Source organism: Pontibacter kalidii, assembly GCF_026278245.1.
Lineage (GTDB): Bacteria > Bacteroidota > Bacteroidia > Cytophagales > Hymenobacteraceae > Pontibacter > Pontibacter kalidii.
Window position 1 is genome coordinate 2,770,109 of the sequence record NZ_CP111079.1, and the last position, 14,576, is coordinate 2,784,684.

General features: G+C 51.6%; 6 protein-coding genes and 1 pseudogene. 2 read left to right on the forward strand and 5 right to left on the reverse strand.

Annotated elements, in window-relative coordinates; genetic code table 11:
• Nucleotides 1-51 precede the first annotated feature (51 nt).
• The 4 genes from OH144_RS11710 to OH144_RS11725 all read right to left on the reverse strand — a co-directional run bounded on the left by OH144_RS11710 (nt 52) and on the right by OH144_RS11725 (nt 8,670).
• The gene (locus tag OH144_RS11710; protein WP_266202427.1) at nt 52-2,751 is read right to left on the reverse strand and encodes a sodium:solute symporter family transporter; all 2,700 of its coding nucleotides are present in this window, start codon (nt 2,749-2,751) and stop codon (nt 52-54) included.
• 9 nt (nt 2,752-2,760) lie between these two features.
• On the reverse strand, nt 2,761-3,702 hold the full coding sequence (locus OH144_RS11715; protein WP_266202428.1) for a dihydrodipicolinate synthase family protein: 942 nt from the start codon (nt 3,700-3,702) through the stop codon (nt 2,761-2,763).
• 108 nt (nt 3,703-3,810) lie between these two features.
• Nucleotides 3,811-5,343 (reverse strand): SusD family outer membrane lipoprotein NanU, encoded by a 1,533-nt coding sequence (nanU, locus tag OH144_RS11720; RefSeq protein ID WP_266202429.1) that lies wholly within the window; start codon nt 5,341-5,343, stop codon nt 3,811-3,813.
• Nucleotides 5,344-5,364: 21 nt separating this feature from the next.
• Nucleotides 5,365-8,670: a SusC/RagA family TonB-linked outer membrane protein gene (locus OH144_RS11725; protein ID WP_266202430.1), complete on the reverse strand. Its 3,306-nt coding sequence runs from the start codon at nt 8,668-8,670 to the stop codon at nt 5,365-5,367.
• Nucleotides 8,671-8,832: 162 nt separating this feature from the next.
• Between OH144_RS11725 and OH144_RS11730 the strand changes: the two genes are divergently transcribed.
• Nucleotides 8,833-9,537: a FadR/GntR family transcriptional regulator gene (locus OH144_RS11730; RefSeq protein WP_266202431.1), complete on the forward strand. Its 705-nt coding sequence runs from the start codon at nt 8,833-8,835 to the stop codon at nt 9,535-9,537.
• A 206-nt stretch (nt 9,538-9,743) separates the two neighbouring features.
• Here the strand turns inward: OH144_RS11730 and OH144_RS11735 are convergent.
• Nucleotides 9,744-10,519 (reverse strand): annotated as a pseudogene (locus OH144_RS11735) (IS5 family transposase).
• A 154-nt stretch (nt 10,520-10,673) separates the two neighbouring features.
• Between OH144_RS11735 and purL the strand changes: the two are divergent.
• Nucleotides 10,674-14,357 carry a phosphoribosylformylglycinamidine synthase gene (gene purL, locus OH144_RS11740; protein ID WP_266202432.1) on the forward strand — a complete coding sequence of 1,228 codons (3,684 nt, stop codon included), beginning with the start codon at nt 10,674-10,676 and terminating at the stop codon, nt 14,355-14,357.
• Nucleotides 14,358-14,576: the final 219 nt, after the last annotated feature.

Below are 14,576 nucleotides of genomic sequence, written 5' to 3' on the forward strand. Positions count from 1 at the left end.
ATTCTCCGACGGGCTATAAAAATGCTGACTTATACTTTAGACACTTTGATTTCAGGATACTTTCATCTCCGCCTTATCCTCGCTGACGCTTTTGCGCTCTGATGCCTCCTCGTCGTACACCGTGAGGCCTTCGTTCTCGCGCTCCTGGCCGCCAAACAGCAGGCTGAGCAGGTACCCAAATACGACACAGGACACCAGCCCGGTGAAGGCGTACAGCAAGAAGTTGATGCTGGTGTACTGGCTGATGTAGAACTGCACCACACCGCTCAGCAGAAGGCCGACAACAGCGCCCTTGGCATTCGCTTTTTTAGTGAAGATCCCCAGCACAAACAAGCCGCCCAAGCCACCTGTAAATAGCCCCAGAATCGTGTTAAACTGGTCCCAAAGCGAGGAGATGCCCCATTGCGCCATCACCAGCGCCAGCGAGGTGCCCACCACCCCGATCAGCAGCGTCAGGAATTTGGCGATGCGCAGGTAGCTTTTGTCTGATTTGAAAGGGGCAAAACGCCGGTAGAAGTCAGTGATCAGGGCCGTGGTGACAGAGTTCATGCTGCTGCTCAGCGTAGACATGGCCGCCGCAAAAACGGCAGCAATCAGCAGCCCGGTAACACCCGCCGGCAGCTCCGTCACGATGTACCACGGAAAGATGGAATCCTGGCTTTGCAGCTGGTAGTTCACCTTCTCCGGGTGCTCCTGGAAGAACAGGTACAGCATGGTGCCGATCGAGAAGAAAATGACCGCAGAAGGCAAGGCCATCCAGGCGCCCAGGCGCATGCTTTTCTTCGAGGTAGCCAGGTCTTTTGTAGTAATGTACCGCTGCACCACCGACTGATCCGCCCCATAGGAAATGACGTTGATGGCCAGGCCTCCCAGCAGTACCACCCACAGCGTAGGGGAACTAAAGCTGAACGTGGTGTCGATGATGTTAAGCTTCTCGTTTTGCTGAATCGTTTGCCAGATAGCCCCTGCATCCGCCTCCAGCTGGAATGGGATCATCACGAGGCACACCAGCGCGCCACCCAGCAGTATAACTACCTGCGCCACGTCCGTCCAGATTACGGCCTCAATCCCGCCTTTCATGGTATAAAAAATCGTGATGGCGCCCATCAATACAATGCACACGTTCACGTTGATGCCGGTCACCAGCGTCAGGGCCAGGCTGGGCAGCAGGAGCACGATAGCCAGGCGCCCCAGCTGCAGCATAATGTAGAGGAGCGAGGCCATGGCCCGCGTTGTGTAGTTGAAGCGTTTCTCCAAGTACTCGTAAGCCGAGGTGATCTGCAGCCTGCGGTAGAAAGGTATAAAGTAGTTGGTGATGACCGGGATAACCAGAATGATGGTGATCTGAAGTATGAAATAGCTCCAGTTGGTGGCGTAAGTCTTGGCCGGGATCGACATAAAGGTGATGGCGCTCAGCTGTGTACCGTAGATACTCAGGCCGGCTGCCCAGCCCGGTATGCGCTGGCCACCACGGAAATAGTCGTCGGTCGTATCCTGGTGCCGGGAGGTCCACATGCCGATGCCCACCATCAACAGCAAGTATAAAACGACCACCACGTAGTCGAGCCAGGCAAAGTAATGCTGCGGTGTGAGATTGCCTCTTAATATCTCGGGCGTACGCACACCTGGCCTGACCTCGCCGGAAGGAATGAGGATGTCGTTGCCCCAGCGCGTGGCGAAGGTTGTAACGGGCGCGTAAGGCAGCGTGCCGGTTTTGGTCCAGGCGTCGGTTACGGTGTTGTAGAGGTAGATGTCTTTGCTGAAGCCCTCGTGCTGGGTTTGCAGCTTTAGCCTGGCTGCCTCCAGATTTTGCTTTTCGGTCTCGTTAGTGGCTTGGGCAATGGCGGCATTGTACTGCTCTATTTGCGTGAACACATTGCCCTTGTCACCGCCAAATATGAGGATGTAGTTGGCCCCTGTTACTACGCCAGTGGCGGCAGAAAGCGTTGTTTCGTTGCCCTTGCCATCAGAAATATCGCTAAGTTGTTTCCAGTTGTTCTTCTTCGGGTCGTAGCGAAAGGTGGAGCCGTAGAGCTCGCTTACGCCTGATGCGGTTCTGGCTCTGCCACCGATCAGGTACAGGGCCGGGTATTCACCGTTGGACTGCACCACCGCCACTGCATGCGACAGCGCCTTTGGCAGGTCCGGCAGTTTTTCCCAGCCTTTGGCTGGAGCAGATAAGTTTAAACGGTAGAAAGCATTGCTGGCTTTGCCTGTGGTTTCGCCGCCTGCCACGTATACCTGGTTATCAACGAGAGCAGCGGCGGCGTTGGTGAGCGGTAGTGGCAGCGAGGGCAGTTTTTCTATCCTCACTTCTTTAGCCGCAGGGTTCCACTGCAGCAGTTGCACTGTGTTCTGGATGCCCTGCTCGTTCTCGCCGCCTATACTTACAATGCCCTTTTCAGTGGTAACATTAGCGCTGTAGGCCAGCGGTTGCGGCAGCTGAAAAGTCTTGTCGTGCCAGCTATACGTTCCCTGCTCATCCCGCAACAAGACAAAAATATCCTGCCAGTACTTCTTCTTACCGCCCTCCCAAGGCAAGCCGTCCGGAAAGTTGGCTCCGCCGCCAACTAGCAGGGCATTGTTGTGCACTCCTCCCAACGGACCAGCCAAACCCGGTTGCACCGGCTGGCCAGGGGCGGCAGGAAGCGTGGCGGCAACAGACCATGCTATGTTGTTTGGCTTTTGCTGTTCGGCCCTTCCGGCGCTAAAGGCAAAGAGAAAAAGAAGTATGGGCAGGATATTTTTCATCAGGCTATGTTAAGCGTATTTTGTTTCGGGTGTGTGGGAGCAATACTCCTCAAAACCAAGTGCGGCTACATCTTCTTTAAATGATTTGAACTGCGCTGTGCTCATGTTGCGGACCGGTAGGCGGAATTCGCCGCAGTCGAGGCCGATTAGCTTCATATAAGCCTTGCCGGTGGCGATACCGCCATACTTGCCCAGCAGGCGGATCATGTCGATAGATTGTTGCTGCAGCTTCCGGGCCTCGTCCGTCTCTCCCTTGTTATAGGCGTCGATGAGGCGGGTATAAAGCGGCGCGGCATAGTTGTAGGTACTGCCTACCCCGCCTTTGGCGCCCAGCACCAGCGCGGAGAGCAGGTTTTCGTCGCGGCCCCAGAGCATGTCATACTTGCCATCGCCGAATTGCAGGCAAGACAGGAAATCCATGAAGTCCTCGTGGGTATACTTGATCCCCTTAAAGTTAGGGACTTTTCCGTCCACTTCCGCCAACAGATCGATCATTTGGAAGCCTACGCCCGTGAGCACCGGGATGTGGTAGTAGTAAAACGGCATCTGCGGCACTGCGTCGGCCACGGCTTTGCAACACTCGGCCAGCAGCTGCACACTGGCAGGCTTAAAGTAAGAAGGAGCCGTAAACGACACGGCGTACAAACCTATACTTTGCGCGTGCTTCGAAAGGTCTATGGCATCCTGCAGGCAGGTGCCCCCTACAAGAGTAATCACCTTGAACTCGTCATCGCCTTTGGTGGCTTCTGCCCAGGCCTCAGCTACGCGTTTCTTCTCGTCCAGCGTCAGCGAAACGCCTTCCCCGGTGGAGCCGCAAATAAAGGCGCCCGTGTTTCCGTTTGTTTTCAGCAGGTTGTAGTAGGCCGGGATCAGCGCCAGGTTCAGGCTGCCATCAGCGCGCATCGGCGTGAAAGGGGCCGCAATAAGCCCCTGTAAGTGTTTAAAATTCATGTGATGTTTAAAAAATTGACTACAGGTAAGTATAAACTAGGTAGAAAAGCCGTAAAGCAAAAAGCAAGTATACCTCAGGTGCCTTGCCTTTTGCCTTACAGCGGATATTTAAAACTCAGGATAGCCCGGGTTCTGCTTCAGTGCTCTGTTATCTGTTAAAGAGCCTCTGTCGATAGGCCAAAGCAATTTATAGGATTCGTCCGGCGTGAGGGTTGTATGCTCATAAACGAAGCTATCACCCATTCTTCGTAAGTCATACCATCTCTTTCCCTCAAAGATAAACTCGAAGAAGCGCTCCTGCAAAATGGCCTGCTGTGGGTTAGCATCTACCGGCTGGTTTGGATAGCCGTGCACATTGGCATCATAGTTAGCGCCAAACGCACGTTGCCGGACTGCATTTATCTCGGCGGAAGGGTCTTCCCCCAAGATCAGTTTGGCTTCTGCCAGCAACAGCAGAAGGTCCGCATAGCGGTAGATAGGGTAATCATTCGTGTACTGCCGCGTGCCGGCGTTCTGCTCTCCCTGGAACTTCTTTACAAATGCACCGGCGATCACATAGTTGCCGTCAACTTTTTCATAGGCTGGCTGGATGGTGGCCCACTTCCTGCTGTCCTCGTCATCAAATGTCCTGAAGGTGGAAACCTCGACAGGCGCGCGCAACAGCCCACCCCAGTTATCAACTGCAACGGAAAACTGTCTGTTTTCCAGGGAGTCATAGAAGTTTGCGATAAGCCCCGTCTGTGGCACAAAGCTGCCTATTGCCTGTGTTGCCTCATTTAACCCGTAGCGGCTTGCAAAGATGATTTCTGCGTTCCCTTTAGTGTTAATCGAAAAAACATCCGCAAAGTTAGATAGTAGGCCTAACCCAGGTACATTGGTCTGAATATCGGTTAGGGCGTCCTTCGCCACAAGAGCATCTGCTGCCCCGCCCCCTCTGTAACTCGTCCACAGGTATACCTCGGCCTTCAGCATCTGGGTAGCTGATTTCGACCAGAAAGACTTGCCTTCCCGGAAGGAGTAGTCGCCTCCGAAATTGACATTGGAGCTATCGATATCGGCCTTGATCAGCTTCATCACCTCTTCCTGGCTGGAGGCAGGCTTGGCTAAGTTGGCCACGTCAATCATAGAGATAGGCTCTGTCTGTATCACGACATCGCCCCAGGTTCTGTACATCTGAAAGTAATAGAAGGCCCGCATCCCATAGGCAATTCCCAGGTAGTAGTCCTTCGTGGCTGGCGCCACCACATCGATAGTGTTGAGTTTACTAATGAGGAGATTAAGCTGGGAAATGTTGGTGTAAAATCCTCCGAATCCAGCAACACCGGCATTGTTGGGATCTAATGCCTGCAGCCACAGGCGCTCTATCCCTTGGGTGGCCTCCCCTGTAAATGAGGCGCTGGAGCCAGGCTCCAACCCGAATATGTCTGCTCGTAACTCACCCAGTGTCCGGAAGGTTGAATTATGCCCCCGAAAACGTGAATGAACGCCCGTAACAAAGGCATCAACCTGGTCAGGAGTTTTCCAGTAATTGGCGTCACTGATAGAGCTTACTGGCGCGACGTCCAGCTTATCGGAGCAGGAGCTTGCCAGCAATGTTACTGTCCCGATGAGCGCGATAAAATATACAATACTCTTTTTCATGATCTAAGCAATTTAGTAGCCTTAAAACGTAACCTGAACACCCAGTACAGCGGATCTCGGCGTAGGATAGGTACCCACATACACACCCGTAATCCTACCGCTTGAATCTACAGGAGGCTCTGGGGTCGGGCCGGTGAATTCAGTGATGTAAAACAGGTTGCCGAAAGTAGTGTAAATCCTAGCCTGAGACAGCACCTTTGTCTTGGAAACTATTCCGCTTGGCACATCATACGACAACGTGAGCTCGCGCAGGGCCAAGTAGTCTCCCTTCTCGTAGAAGCGGGAGTTATTGCCGTTCAGCACAGAGCCAGCGTTATTGGCTCTGGTATAGTTCTGTTTGGAGCCCCGCACCTGGTCGGCAAAGTATACTTTCGGGATGTCAGTCTCGGTGTTGGTGGGTGACCAAGCTTTTTCTATCAGGTCGATATAGTTGAAGGTTCCCTGGTAGTTACCCAAGGTTCTGGCTACTAAATCGTTGTAAATGGTGTGCCCCAGTGCAAATTCAAAGCGGCTGTACAGTGAGAAGCCTTTATAGGTCAGATTTGCCGAGAAACCGCCCGTCCATTTTGGGGTAGTGTTACCCAAGCGCACCTGGTCCCTGGTGTCAATGGTATCGTTCTGGTCCACATCCAGCCAGTTCACGTCGCCTGGGGTGATACGCCCATCTACACCGGCAGGAAGGCCCGGTCCGGTTATCCTGGCGATGGCGTCGTATCTGTTGTTGGCAACTCTTTCTACTTCAGCTTCATCTTTAAAGATAGACACCTGCTTGAAACCATAGATCTCGCCCAGTGTGCCGCCCTCCTGCAGGCCGCCCACCCATATCACCTCTCCCGAGGCAGGGTCATATATCTGAAAACCGCCCTGTCTGTTGTTCTCATTACCATTGAAAGGCAGTTTGAGGATCTTATTTTTCACAAAGGAAGCGTTGGCGCCTAAGGTCAGGTTCAGCCCATCCGGCGAGCTAAGGGCAACGGCGTTGGCCGTCAGCTCATAACCTTTGTTCTGGAAGGTACCCAGGTTGGTCCTGAAAGTACCGTACCCTATATAGCCCGGCAGGTCCAGGTTGGTAAGCAGATCGCTGGTTCTTCTGTCAAAATAATCGACAATGACAGAGATTCTGTCGTTCAGGAAGCCTACATCCAGGCCGACGTCTGTTGTTTTGCTCTTCTCCCAGCGCAGGCCGGGGTTCGTAAAGGCTGTGTTCAGGAAGCCCGCCTTGCCATTATAGTTTGTCTGGAGTCCGTATACCCCCTGCACCTCATACCTTCCCAGGCCAGCCACGTTGCCATTCACGCCGTAGCTGACCCGCGGCTTAAAGGTAGAGATATACTTATCCAGCCCGGCGTTCTGGAAGAACGCTTCCTTGTGCACATTCCACCCAGCCGACATGCCAGGGAAAAAGCCCACTCTGTTCTCTTCCGCTAAGCTGGAAACCGCATCCTGGCGGAATACGGCCGTAAACAGGTAGCGCTGGTCGTAGTCATAGCTCAGCCTCCCGAAGGCAGAGACGATACGGTACTCTGATATGGAGCTGGTATTGCTGCCAGGGGCAAAGGTGGTAGAAGCATTTGCCGTGGGAATGTCATCCGTTGGCGCATTCTGTCCCAGCACACGCATAAAGTTTGCTTTCGTTCCGAAATACTCGGAGCCAATCATAGCATCCACATTGTGCCTTGCCCCAAATGTGGCGGTATAGTTTAACAGGCCATTGTACTGCTGTTGGAAGCTCCTGTCAAAACTAGTGTTGGAAGTCCTGCTGGTGTTGCTGGTCGGGTTAGCGGCAAATATATTGGCATACGTTTGGGTAGCCCGCTGAAAAGACTGAAACAGGTTCTCGTACAAATAGCCGTTACCAGTTCCCTTAAAGTATAAACCCGGTAAAATATCCCATTTCACGGATGCGTTGGCCACGATCCGGTTCACCTCGTCATCTACCTCGCGCTTGTTGAGCCAATACAGTGGGTTACCGTCGCTCGACCCGTTACCCGGGTTAGGCAGTGTTTTCGCCTCATCTAGCCACGGGTTGAAGGTAGGCCAGATAGCCAGGGTTCTGTAGAGCGTATTCACCTCACCGCCCACAGTACCAACCTGCGAAGAGGTTGAAAGCGTAACGCCGGTACCCACCTCCACGTTCGGCTTCACTTTGTAGGAGCCGTTCACATCGAGCGCATAGCGCTTGTAGCCGGAGCCTACGATAACGCCATCCTCGTCATAATAGTCAAAGCTGGCAAAGTATTTACCTCTATCATTGCCACCCATCACATTTACATAATGCTCCTTCGTATAGGTGTCCCGGAACACGATATCCTCCACTTCCCCCCCATGATCCCTGAAGATGATGGAATCACCAGTAGGGTTGTACGGGTCAGCCATTACTTCCCAGCCCTGCGATAACAGGCTTCTATTTTCAGTGTCCAGCTTGCGGATATCAAAGGTAGCCAGATCAGCAGGATTCGTCAACAGACCGAGGCCTCTGGATGAATTGGCCTGCGCCAGGGTTCTGCCCGCGTTCAGGTAACCCAGCCTGGTATAATAAATATAATCCCTGGCCCCCAGGTAATTGTACCCCTCTCTTCTTTTATTATATCCACCGGTAAATTTATAGGATACCTGCGCCGTGCCGGCTTTTCCCTGCTTGGTTGTAACCAGGATAACGCCATTGTTAGCTCTTGCACCGTAGATAGCTGTCGAAGCAGCATCCTTAAGAATCTCCACAGAAGCAATGTTGTCTGCAGGAACATCGTTGAGCGATCGAATCACGCCATCTACGATTACCAGCGGCTCCCCTGGACTATTGATAGAGGCCCCGCCGCGCAACAGAATAGATGGCGCAGCCCCGGGTTGCCCGGTGCTGTTGACTACCCGCACCCCGGGAACAGTACCCTGTAACGCAGTGGCCACGTTCGCGCGCGGCGTACTGGCCAGAACTTCCTGGTCCAGTTTTGCCACTGAATTGGTCAGCGTTTCGCGGCTCTGTGTGCCGTATCCCACCACCACAACTTCATCCAGTTTTGCTGTGGCCGGCTTTAAAGTAATGTCCAATGCCTTTGCAGCACTCTCCACAGCAACTTCGCGGGTCTCAAAGCCAAGGTACCTTACCACCAGCACATCCCCCTCAGACGCTCTAATGGTAAAAGCACCCTCCGTATCTGTCTGGGTGCCGCGGTCAGTACCCTTCACGTTCAAACTTACACCGATCAGTGGCTGGCTGTTCTCTGAGGAGAGAACACGCCCACTCACGGTGGAATTCTGTGCATAGAGGTGAGGGCTTATCAGCAAGCTCCACCCCAGAAAGAGAAACATGAGTAAACGTTTAAGATTCATACAAAAAGGGTTTAGATGAATTATGTATTACATAATAAAGTTATTCTAGTTAATTAATTTTCCAAAACATTTCCTTAACTTTTTTGTAAAAAATAGATAATCTAATATTCTCTAAATTTGTAATTTAGCTTTAGGAAAGCATAATAAGTAATACATAACCGAATGGAGAACGCCCTAAACAAAATAAAAACCATTGATACCAGCTCGCTGGTGGATAAGGTGGAGACAAACTTGCTGGAGTTGTTAGTACAGCAGAACCTGAAAGTGGGCGACCCCATACCCAAAGAGATGGAACTGGCGTCCACCCTGGGCGTGAGCCGCACCGTGATCCGCGAAGCCCTGCTGCGCCTGCGCCTGATGGGTTTGATTGAGTCAAAAAAGCACCGGGGGGCTATTATTACCAGCCCTGACCTGCTGGCTATGCTGGAGAAGCGCCTGATACCGCAAGTACTCGATAACGCAACCCTGCGCGACGTCTTCGAGCTTCGTCTGGTGCTGGAAATCGGCATGGCAGACTTTATTATGGAGCGCGTCACGAAGGAGGATGTTGAAGAACTAAAGGAAATTGTGGCCAATGAGCCAGACCTCTCCGACTCTACCATTTTTCAGGTACAGCATGAGATTGCCTTCCACGGCAAACTCTATGAAATATCGGGCAACACCACCCTGAAGAAGTTCCAGAGTATGCTGCTGCCGGTTTTTGACTACGTGAACCGCAGTGGCCTCTTAAAAATGGATGTTCCCGTACGTAAGTTCGTCTCGCACAAGGGCCTGGTGGACATTATTGAGCATGGCTCCGCCGAGATGCTCCGCAACGGCATGCGCAACCACCTGGACAACCACTTTGCACGTATTATGGCGATATAGCACTACTCAGAAACGAGCGCGGGCTACTTGTATACACATCACATCTATTTACAGGCATTCCTGCAGCAGGGCGCAACAGCCCTCAGCAGGAATGTTTTGTTTCGAACATTTAGCTTATCCGTTTTAGTACCTCAACTGCACCGTGCTACCCATACACCCTCTGATGCACAAAAGTATCAGGCAGTATCCGATAATTTGCCTAGAAGCTATCTCATAAATGCCTTTAGCACTATTAGCATACATGCCAGTAAGATGAATGCTTTGAGTTTTCTTCCTTATACTCATACATGGTCACGCATCTTCTGTAATTGAATACCCAGGCGAAGAACCGCTCTACCTTCCATCTGCGCTTGTAACGGCGGAGCTTTCTGCCGTCCTCTAGTCTTCTTCTTTTTTCTGTTGCCTCTGTGAGGCGCGATCATTTCAATGCCTTTCTGCTGCAGCGCTTGATCCAGAGGATCAGAGTCATAGGCTTTATCACCAATGAGCCTCTCAGGCAGGGGCTCTGCGAAACGCTCCTCCAACACCTTTCCCACCAATTTTACCTCGTGGGGAGATGCTGATTCGACTGACACAGATAAAACAGTACCACCAGCGCCTGTGACTGCCATGACCTAGGTCCCTTTGCCTCGTTTAGTCTTGCCAACAGAAGCTCCCCCTTGTTGGCCATGCAAAAGGAGCCGTCAATAAAGCACTCGCTCAAATCCACATCGCCTCTTTCGTGAAGGTCCCTGGCCAGCGCCTCCACCACCCGCTGCATCACGCCCTGCTCCTGCCACTGTTGAAACCTGCGGTGGCAGGGCTGGTATGGAGGATACACGGGCGGCAAGTGGCTCCATTGGGCTCCGGTCTTCAAGATCCAGAGAACCCCCTCGAGCACCTCGCGCTTATCTCTCCAGGGCCTGTCTTTGCCATCTGGCCTCTTTGCTCCATCAGGAATTAAATCCTTTAGCTTTTCCCATTGCTTATCCGTCAACTTCATGACAAACAAACACCATACAACTAAAGATCATCCCTATTTATGAGATAGCTTCTAGCCTCATAATGAAAAATTCCAAATTTAGTGTTGTCCTGAAGCACATTTAACCTTATTTGAAATTTAAACCGTACCTTTGTGACTTGAAAGGAAAATAAACATGCTTCACTTCTTTTTAAGTCAACCTGACACAGTTTACGCCCTGCAATCTAAAGGGGAACTAAACGCTACCGACATCCAAAAACTAGAATGGTTATTCGGCGACGCCACTCTAATGCAGGAAGCTGCGCTGAGTGGCTTTTTTGTTGGTCCTCGTGCTGCCATGATCACCCCATGGAGTACCAATGCCGTGGAGATCACCCAGAACATGGGTATTGATGGAATCATCCGAATCGAGGAATTTAAAGTAGTAGCGGAAGATTCTACTGATTTTGACCCGATGCTTTCTCAAAAGTATAAGGGGCTGAATCAGGAGATCTATACTATAAATATCCAGCCGGAGCCAGTACAGCCTATTACGGATATTGCGGCCTACAACAAGCAGGAAGGCCTGTCGCTAAGTGATGAAGAAGTTGAGTACTTAAACCAGCTGGCTGAAAGAGTGGGCCGGCCATTAACCGACTCTGAAGTCTTCGGCTTTTCGCAGGTAAACTCCGAGCACTGCCGCCACAAGATCTTTAATGGCAAATTTGTGATCGATGGTGAAGAGAAACCAGCTTCGCTCTTCAAACTGATCCGCAAAACATCAGAAACAAACCCGAACAACATCGTTTCGGCCTATAAAGATAACGTGGCCTTTATTAAAGGGCCGGTGGTACAGCAGTTTGCTCCAAAACGAGCCGATATTCCTGACTTCTACCAGGTAACTGATTTTGAGTCGGTAATTTCGATCAAAGCAGAAACGCACAACTTCCCGACGACAGTAGAGCCTTTCAACGGGGCCGCTACAGGTTCCGGCGGGGAGATCCGCGACCGACTGGCCGGTGGTCAGGGAGCGCTTCCGTTAGCCGGTACAGCGGTTTACATGACAGCTTTATCGCGACTGGAAAAAGACCGCCCTTGGGAAAAAGCCACGCAGGAAAGAAAGTGGTTGTACCAAACGCCGATGGATATCCTGATCAAAGCCTCGAACGGTGCGACTGATTTCGGTAACAAATTCGGTCAGCCGCTGATCACGGGCTCGGTACTTACTTTTGAGCACGACGAGAAAGCGGATAAACTGGAGGATCCGAGAAAACTGGGCTACGACAAAGTGATCATGCTGGCAGGTGGCGTTGGCTACGGCAAAGCCAGCCAGGCGCAGAAAGGGCACCCGAAAACTGGTGATAAGATTGTGATCCTTGGCGGTGAAAACTACCGCATCGGTATGGGCGGGGCAGCTGTATCGTCTGCTGATACCGGCGAGCACGGAACAGGCATAGAGTTGAACGCCATACAGCGCTCTAATCCGGAGATGCAGAAACGCGCTGCAAACGCTATACGCGGTATGGTGGAAAGTGAGCACAACCCGATTGTCTCCATTCACGACCATGGTGCGGGCGGCCACTTAAACTGCCTTTCTGAGCTGGTAGAAGAAACAGGCGGTAAAATAGACTTAGACAAGCTGCCGGTTGGCGACCCTACCCTTTCGGCTAAAGAGATCATCGGAAACGAATCGCAGGAGCGTATGGGTCTGGTAATCGGTGAAGACGATATTGCTACCCTGCAAAAGATAGCGGATCGTGAGCGTGCCCCTATGTATACTGTGGGTGATGTGACCGGCGACCATCGCTTTACTTTCCAGTCTTCCACCACTGGCGAGAAGCCGATGGACCTGGAATTGAGCGACATGTTCGGCAGCTCGCCTAAAGTGGTAATGACCGACAAAACAATTAACAGAATATACCAGCCGGTAAGCTATGATAAAAACCAGCTGTATACTTACCTGGAGCAACTACTGCAATTAGAGGCCGTGGCCTGCAAAGACTGGCTTACAAATAAAGTAGACCGCTGCGTGGGTGGCCGTGTGGCGAAACAGCAATGTGCTGGTCCGCTGCAGTTGCCACTGAACAACTGCGGTGTAATGGCGCTGGATTTCCAGGGCAAAGAAGGTATAGCTACTTCCATTGGACACTCCCCTATCTCGGCCCTAATTGATCCCGCAGCTGGTAGCCGGAATGCCATCGGCGAGTCATTGTCGAACATCGTGTGGGCTCCGCTGAAGGATGGTTTGAAGAGCGTCTCGCTTTCCGCCAACTGGATGTGGGCTTCTAAGAACGAGGGTGAGGACGCCCGTCTCTACAAAGCTGTGGAAGCCTGCTCGGAATTCGCGATTGCCTTGGGCATTAATATCCCAACCGGAAAAGACTCGCTTTCGATGAAGCAGAAGTATAAAAACGAGGAAGTGATTGCACCGGGTACGGTAATCATTTCTGCCGCAGGCAATTGCAGCAACGTACGACAGGTGGTTGAGCCGGTGTTGCAGTGCGACGGTGGTAACATCTACTACATCAACCTTTCTAACGACGACTTCAAACTGGGTGGTTCTTCTTTTGCACAGATAGTAAACAGAGTCGGTAACGAAACACCGGATATCACCGATGCAGCTTCTTTCGGAAATGCTTTCAACACACTGCAGGGCCTAATCAGAGAAGGTAAAATAGAGGCAGGTCATGATATAGGCAGTGGCGGTCTGATCACCACCCTGCTGGAGATGTGCTTTGCGGACAACAACCTGGGCGCAACCATCGACCTGACCTCCCTGGGTGAGGAAGACAGCGTCAAAGTATTGTTCGCTGAAAATATCGGCGTAGTATTCCAAGCGTCGGCAGACGTAGAAGCTACATTAGAAGCGAACAAGGTACCGTTCCACAAAATTGGTATAGCTACCTCTTCTGCCACGCTTGAACTGAAAAACGGAGCGGATGCTTACAGCTTCGATATTGCCCGGCTACGAGATACCTGGTTTAAAACCTCGTACCTGCTGGACATCAAGCAAAGCGGCCCGGTAAGTGCAAAAGAGCGTTTCGACAACTATAAGAAGCACGAACTGAAGTATAAATTTCCAGAAAGATTTGACGGAAAGAAGCCGGTAATTGATACTTCCAAGCCAAGAATAAAGGCAGCTATCATCCGCGAGAAAGGAAGTAACTCCGAGCGTGAAATGGCCAACGCCATGTACATGGCAGGTTTCGACGTGAAAGACGTACACATGACGGACCTTATCTCCGGAAGAGAAACGCTGGAGGATATCCGATTCATCGGTGCAGTGGGTGGCTTCTCTAACTCAGACGTACTAGGGTCGGCAAAAGGATGGGCCGGAGCCTTTATGTACAACGAAAAAGCAAAGACCGCCATCGAGAACTTCTTTAAGCGAGAGGATACGCTGTCGGTAGGTATATGTAACGGCTGTCAGCTATTCGTGGAGCTTGGATTTATTACCATGGGGCATGATCAGAAGGCCAGAATGCTGCATAACGTGAGTCAGAAGCACGAAAGTATCTTTACGTCCTTAACCATCCAGGAGAACAAATCAGTAATGCTCTCTAGCCTGGCCGGTAGCACATTGGGTGTTTGGGTATCGCACGGCGAGGGCCGCTTCAGCCTGCCGCATACCGAGGATCAGTACCAGATCGTTGGCAAGTATGGATACGACACCTATCCGGCCTGTCCTAACGGCTCTGACTATAACACGGCCATGATTTGCGATGAAACAGGACGTCACCTGGTGATGATGCCGCACATCGAACGATCGCTTCTGCAGTGGCAGTGGGCACACTACCCAAAAGGGCGCCAGGATGAGGTATCGCCATGGATGGAAGCATTCGTGAACGCCAGAAAGTGGCTGGAGGCAAATGATAATTAACAGAAACGGGATTATTATATTAACCCGGCGGCTGGTGTTTACTGCCAGGCTATTTCTAAATAAGTATAGAATTTGTCTGAATCCCTGTGGGTAAGGTTCGACAATTTATTCCCTCGGTCTACTTGAAAGCCTCTCAGCTCACGCTGAGGGGCTTTTTTTAATGTAGTGCATAACCTTAAAAGCTGTTTCTGGGCCGCTTTAGTTCGTTTTTATCTCGTA

Coding starts and splice junctions, on each gene's coding strand:
- OH144_RS11710 (WP_266202427.1), bottom strand. CDS start 2,751: ATGAAAAATATCCTGCCCATACTTCTTTTTCTCTTTGCCTTTAGCGCC.
- OH144_RS11715 (WP_266202428.1), bottom strand. CDS start 3,702: ATGAATTTTAAACACTTACAGGGGCTTATTGCGGCCCCTTTCACGCCG.
- nanU (WP_266202429.1), bottom strand. CDS start 5,343: ATGAAAAAGAGTATTGTATATTTTATCGCGCTCATCGGGACAGTAACA.
- OH144_RS11725 (WP_266202430.1), bottom strand. CDS start 8,670: ATGAATCTTAAACGTTTACTCATGTTTCTCTTTCTGGGGTGGAGCTTG.
- OH144_RS11730 (WP_266202431.1), top strand. CDS start 8,833: ATGGAGAACGCCCTAAACAAAATAAAAACCATTGATACCAGCTCGCTG.
- purL (WP_266202432.1), top strand. CDS start 10,674: ATGCTTCACTTCTTTTTAAGTCAACCTGACACAGTTTACGCCCTGCAA.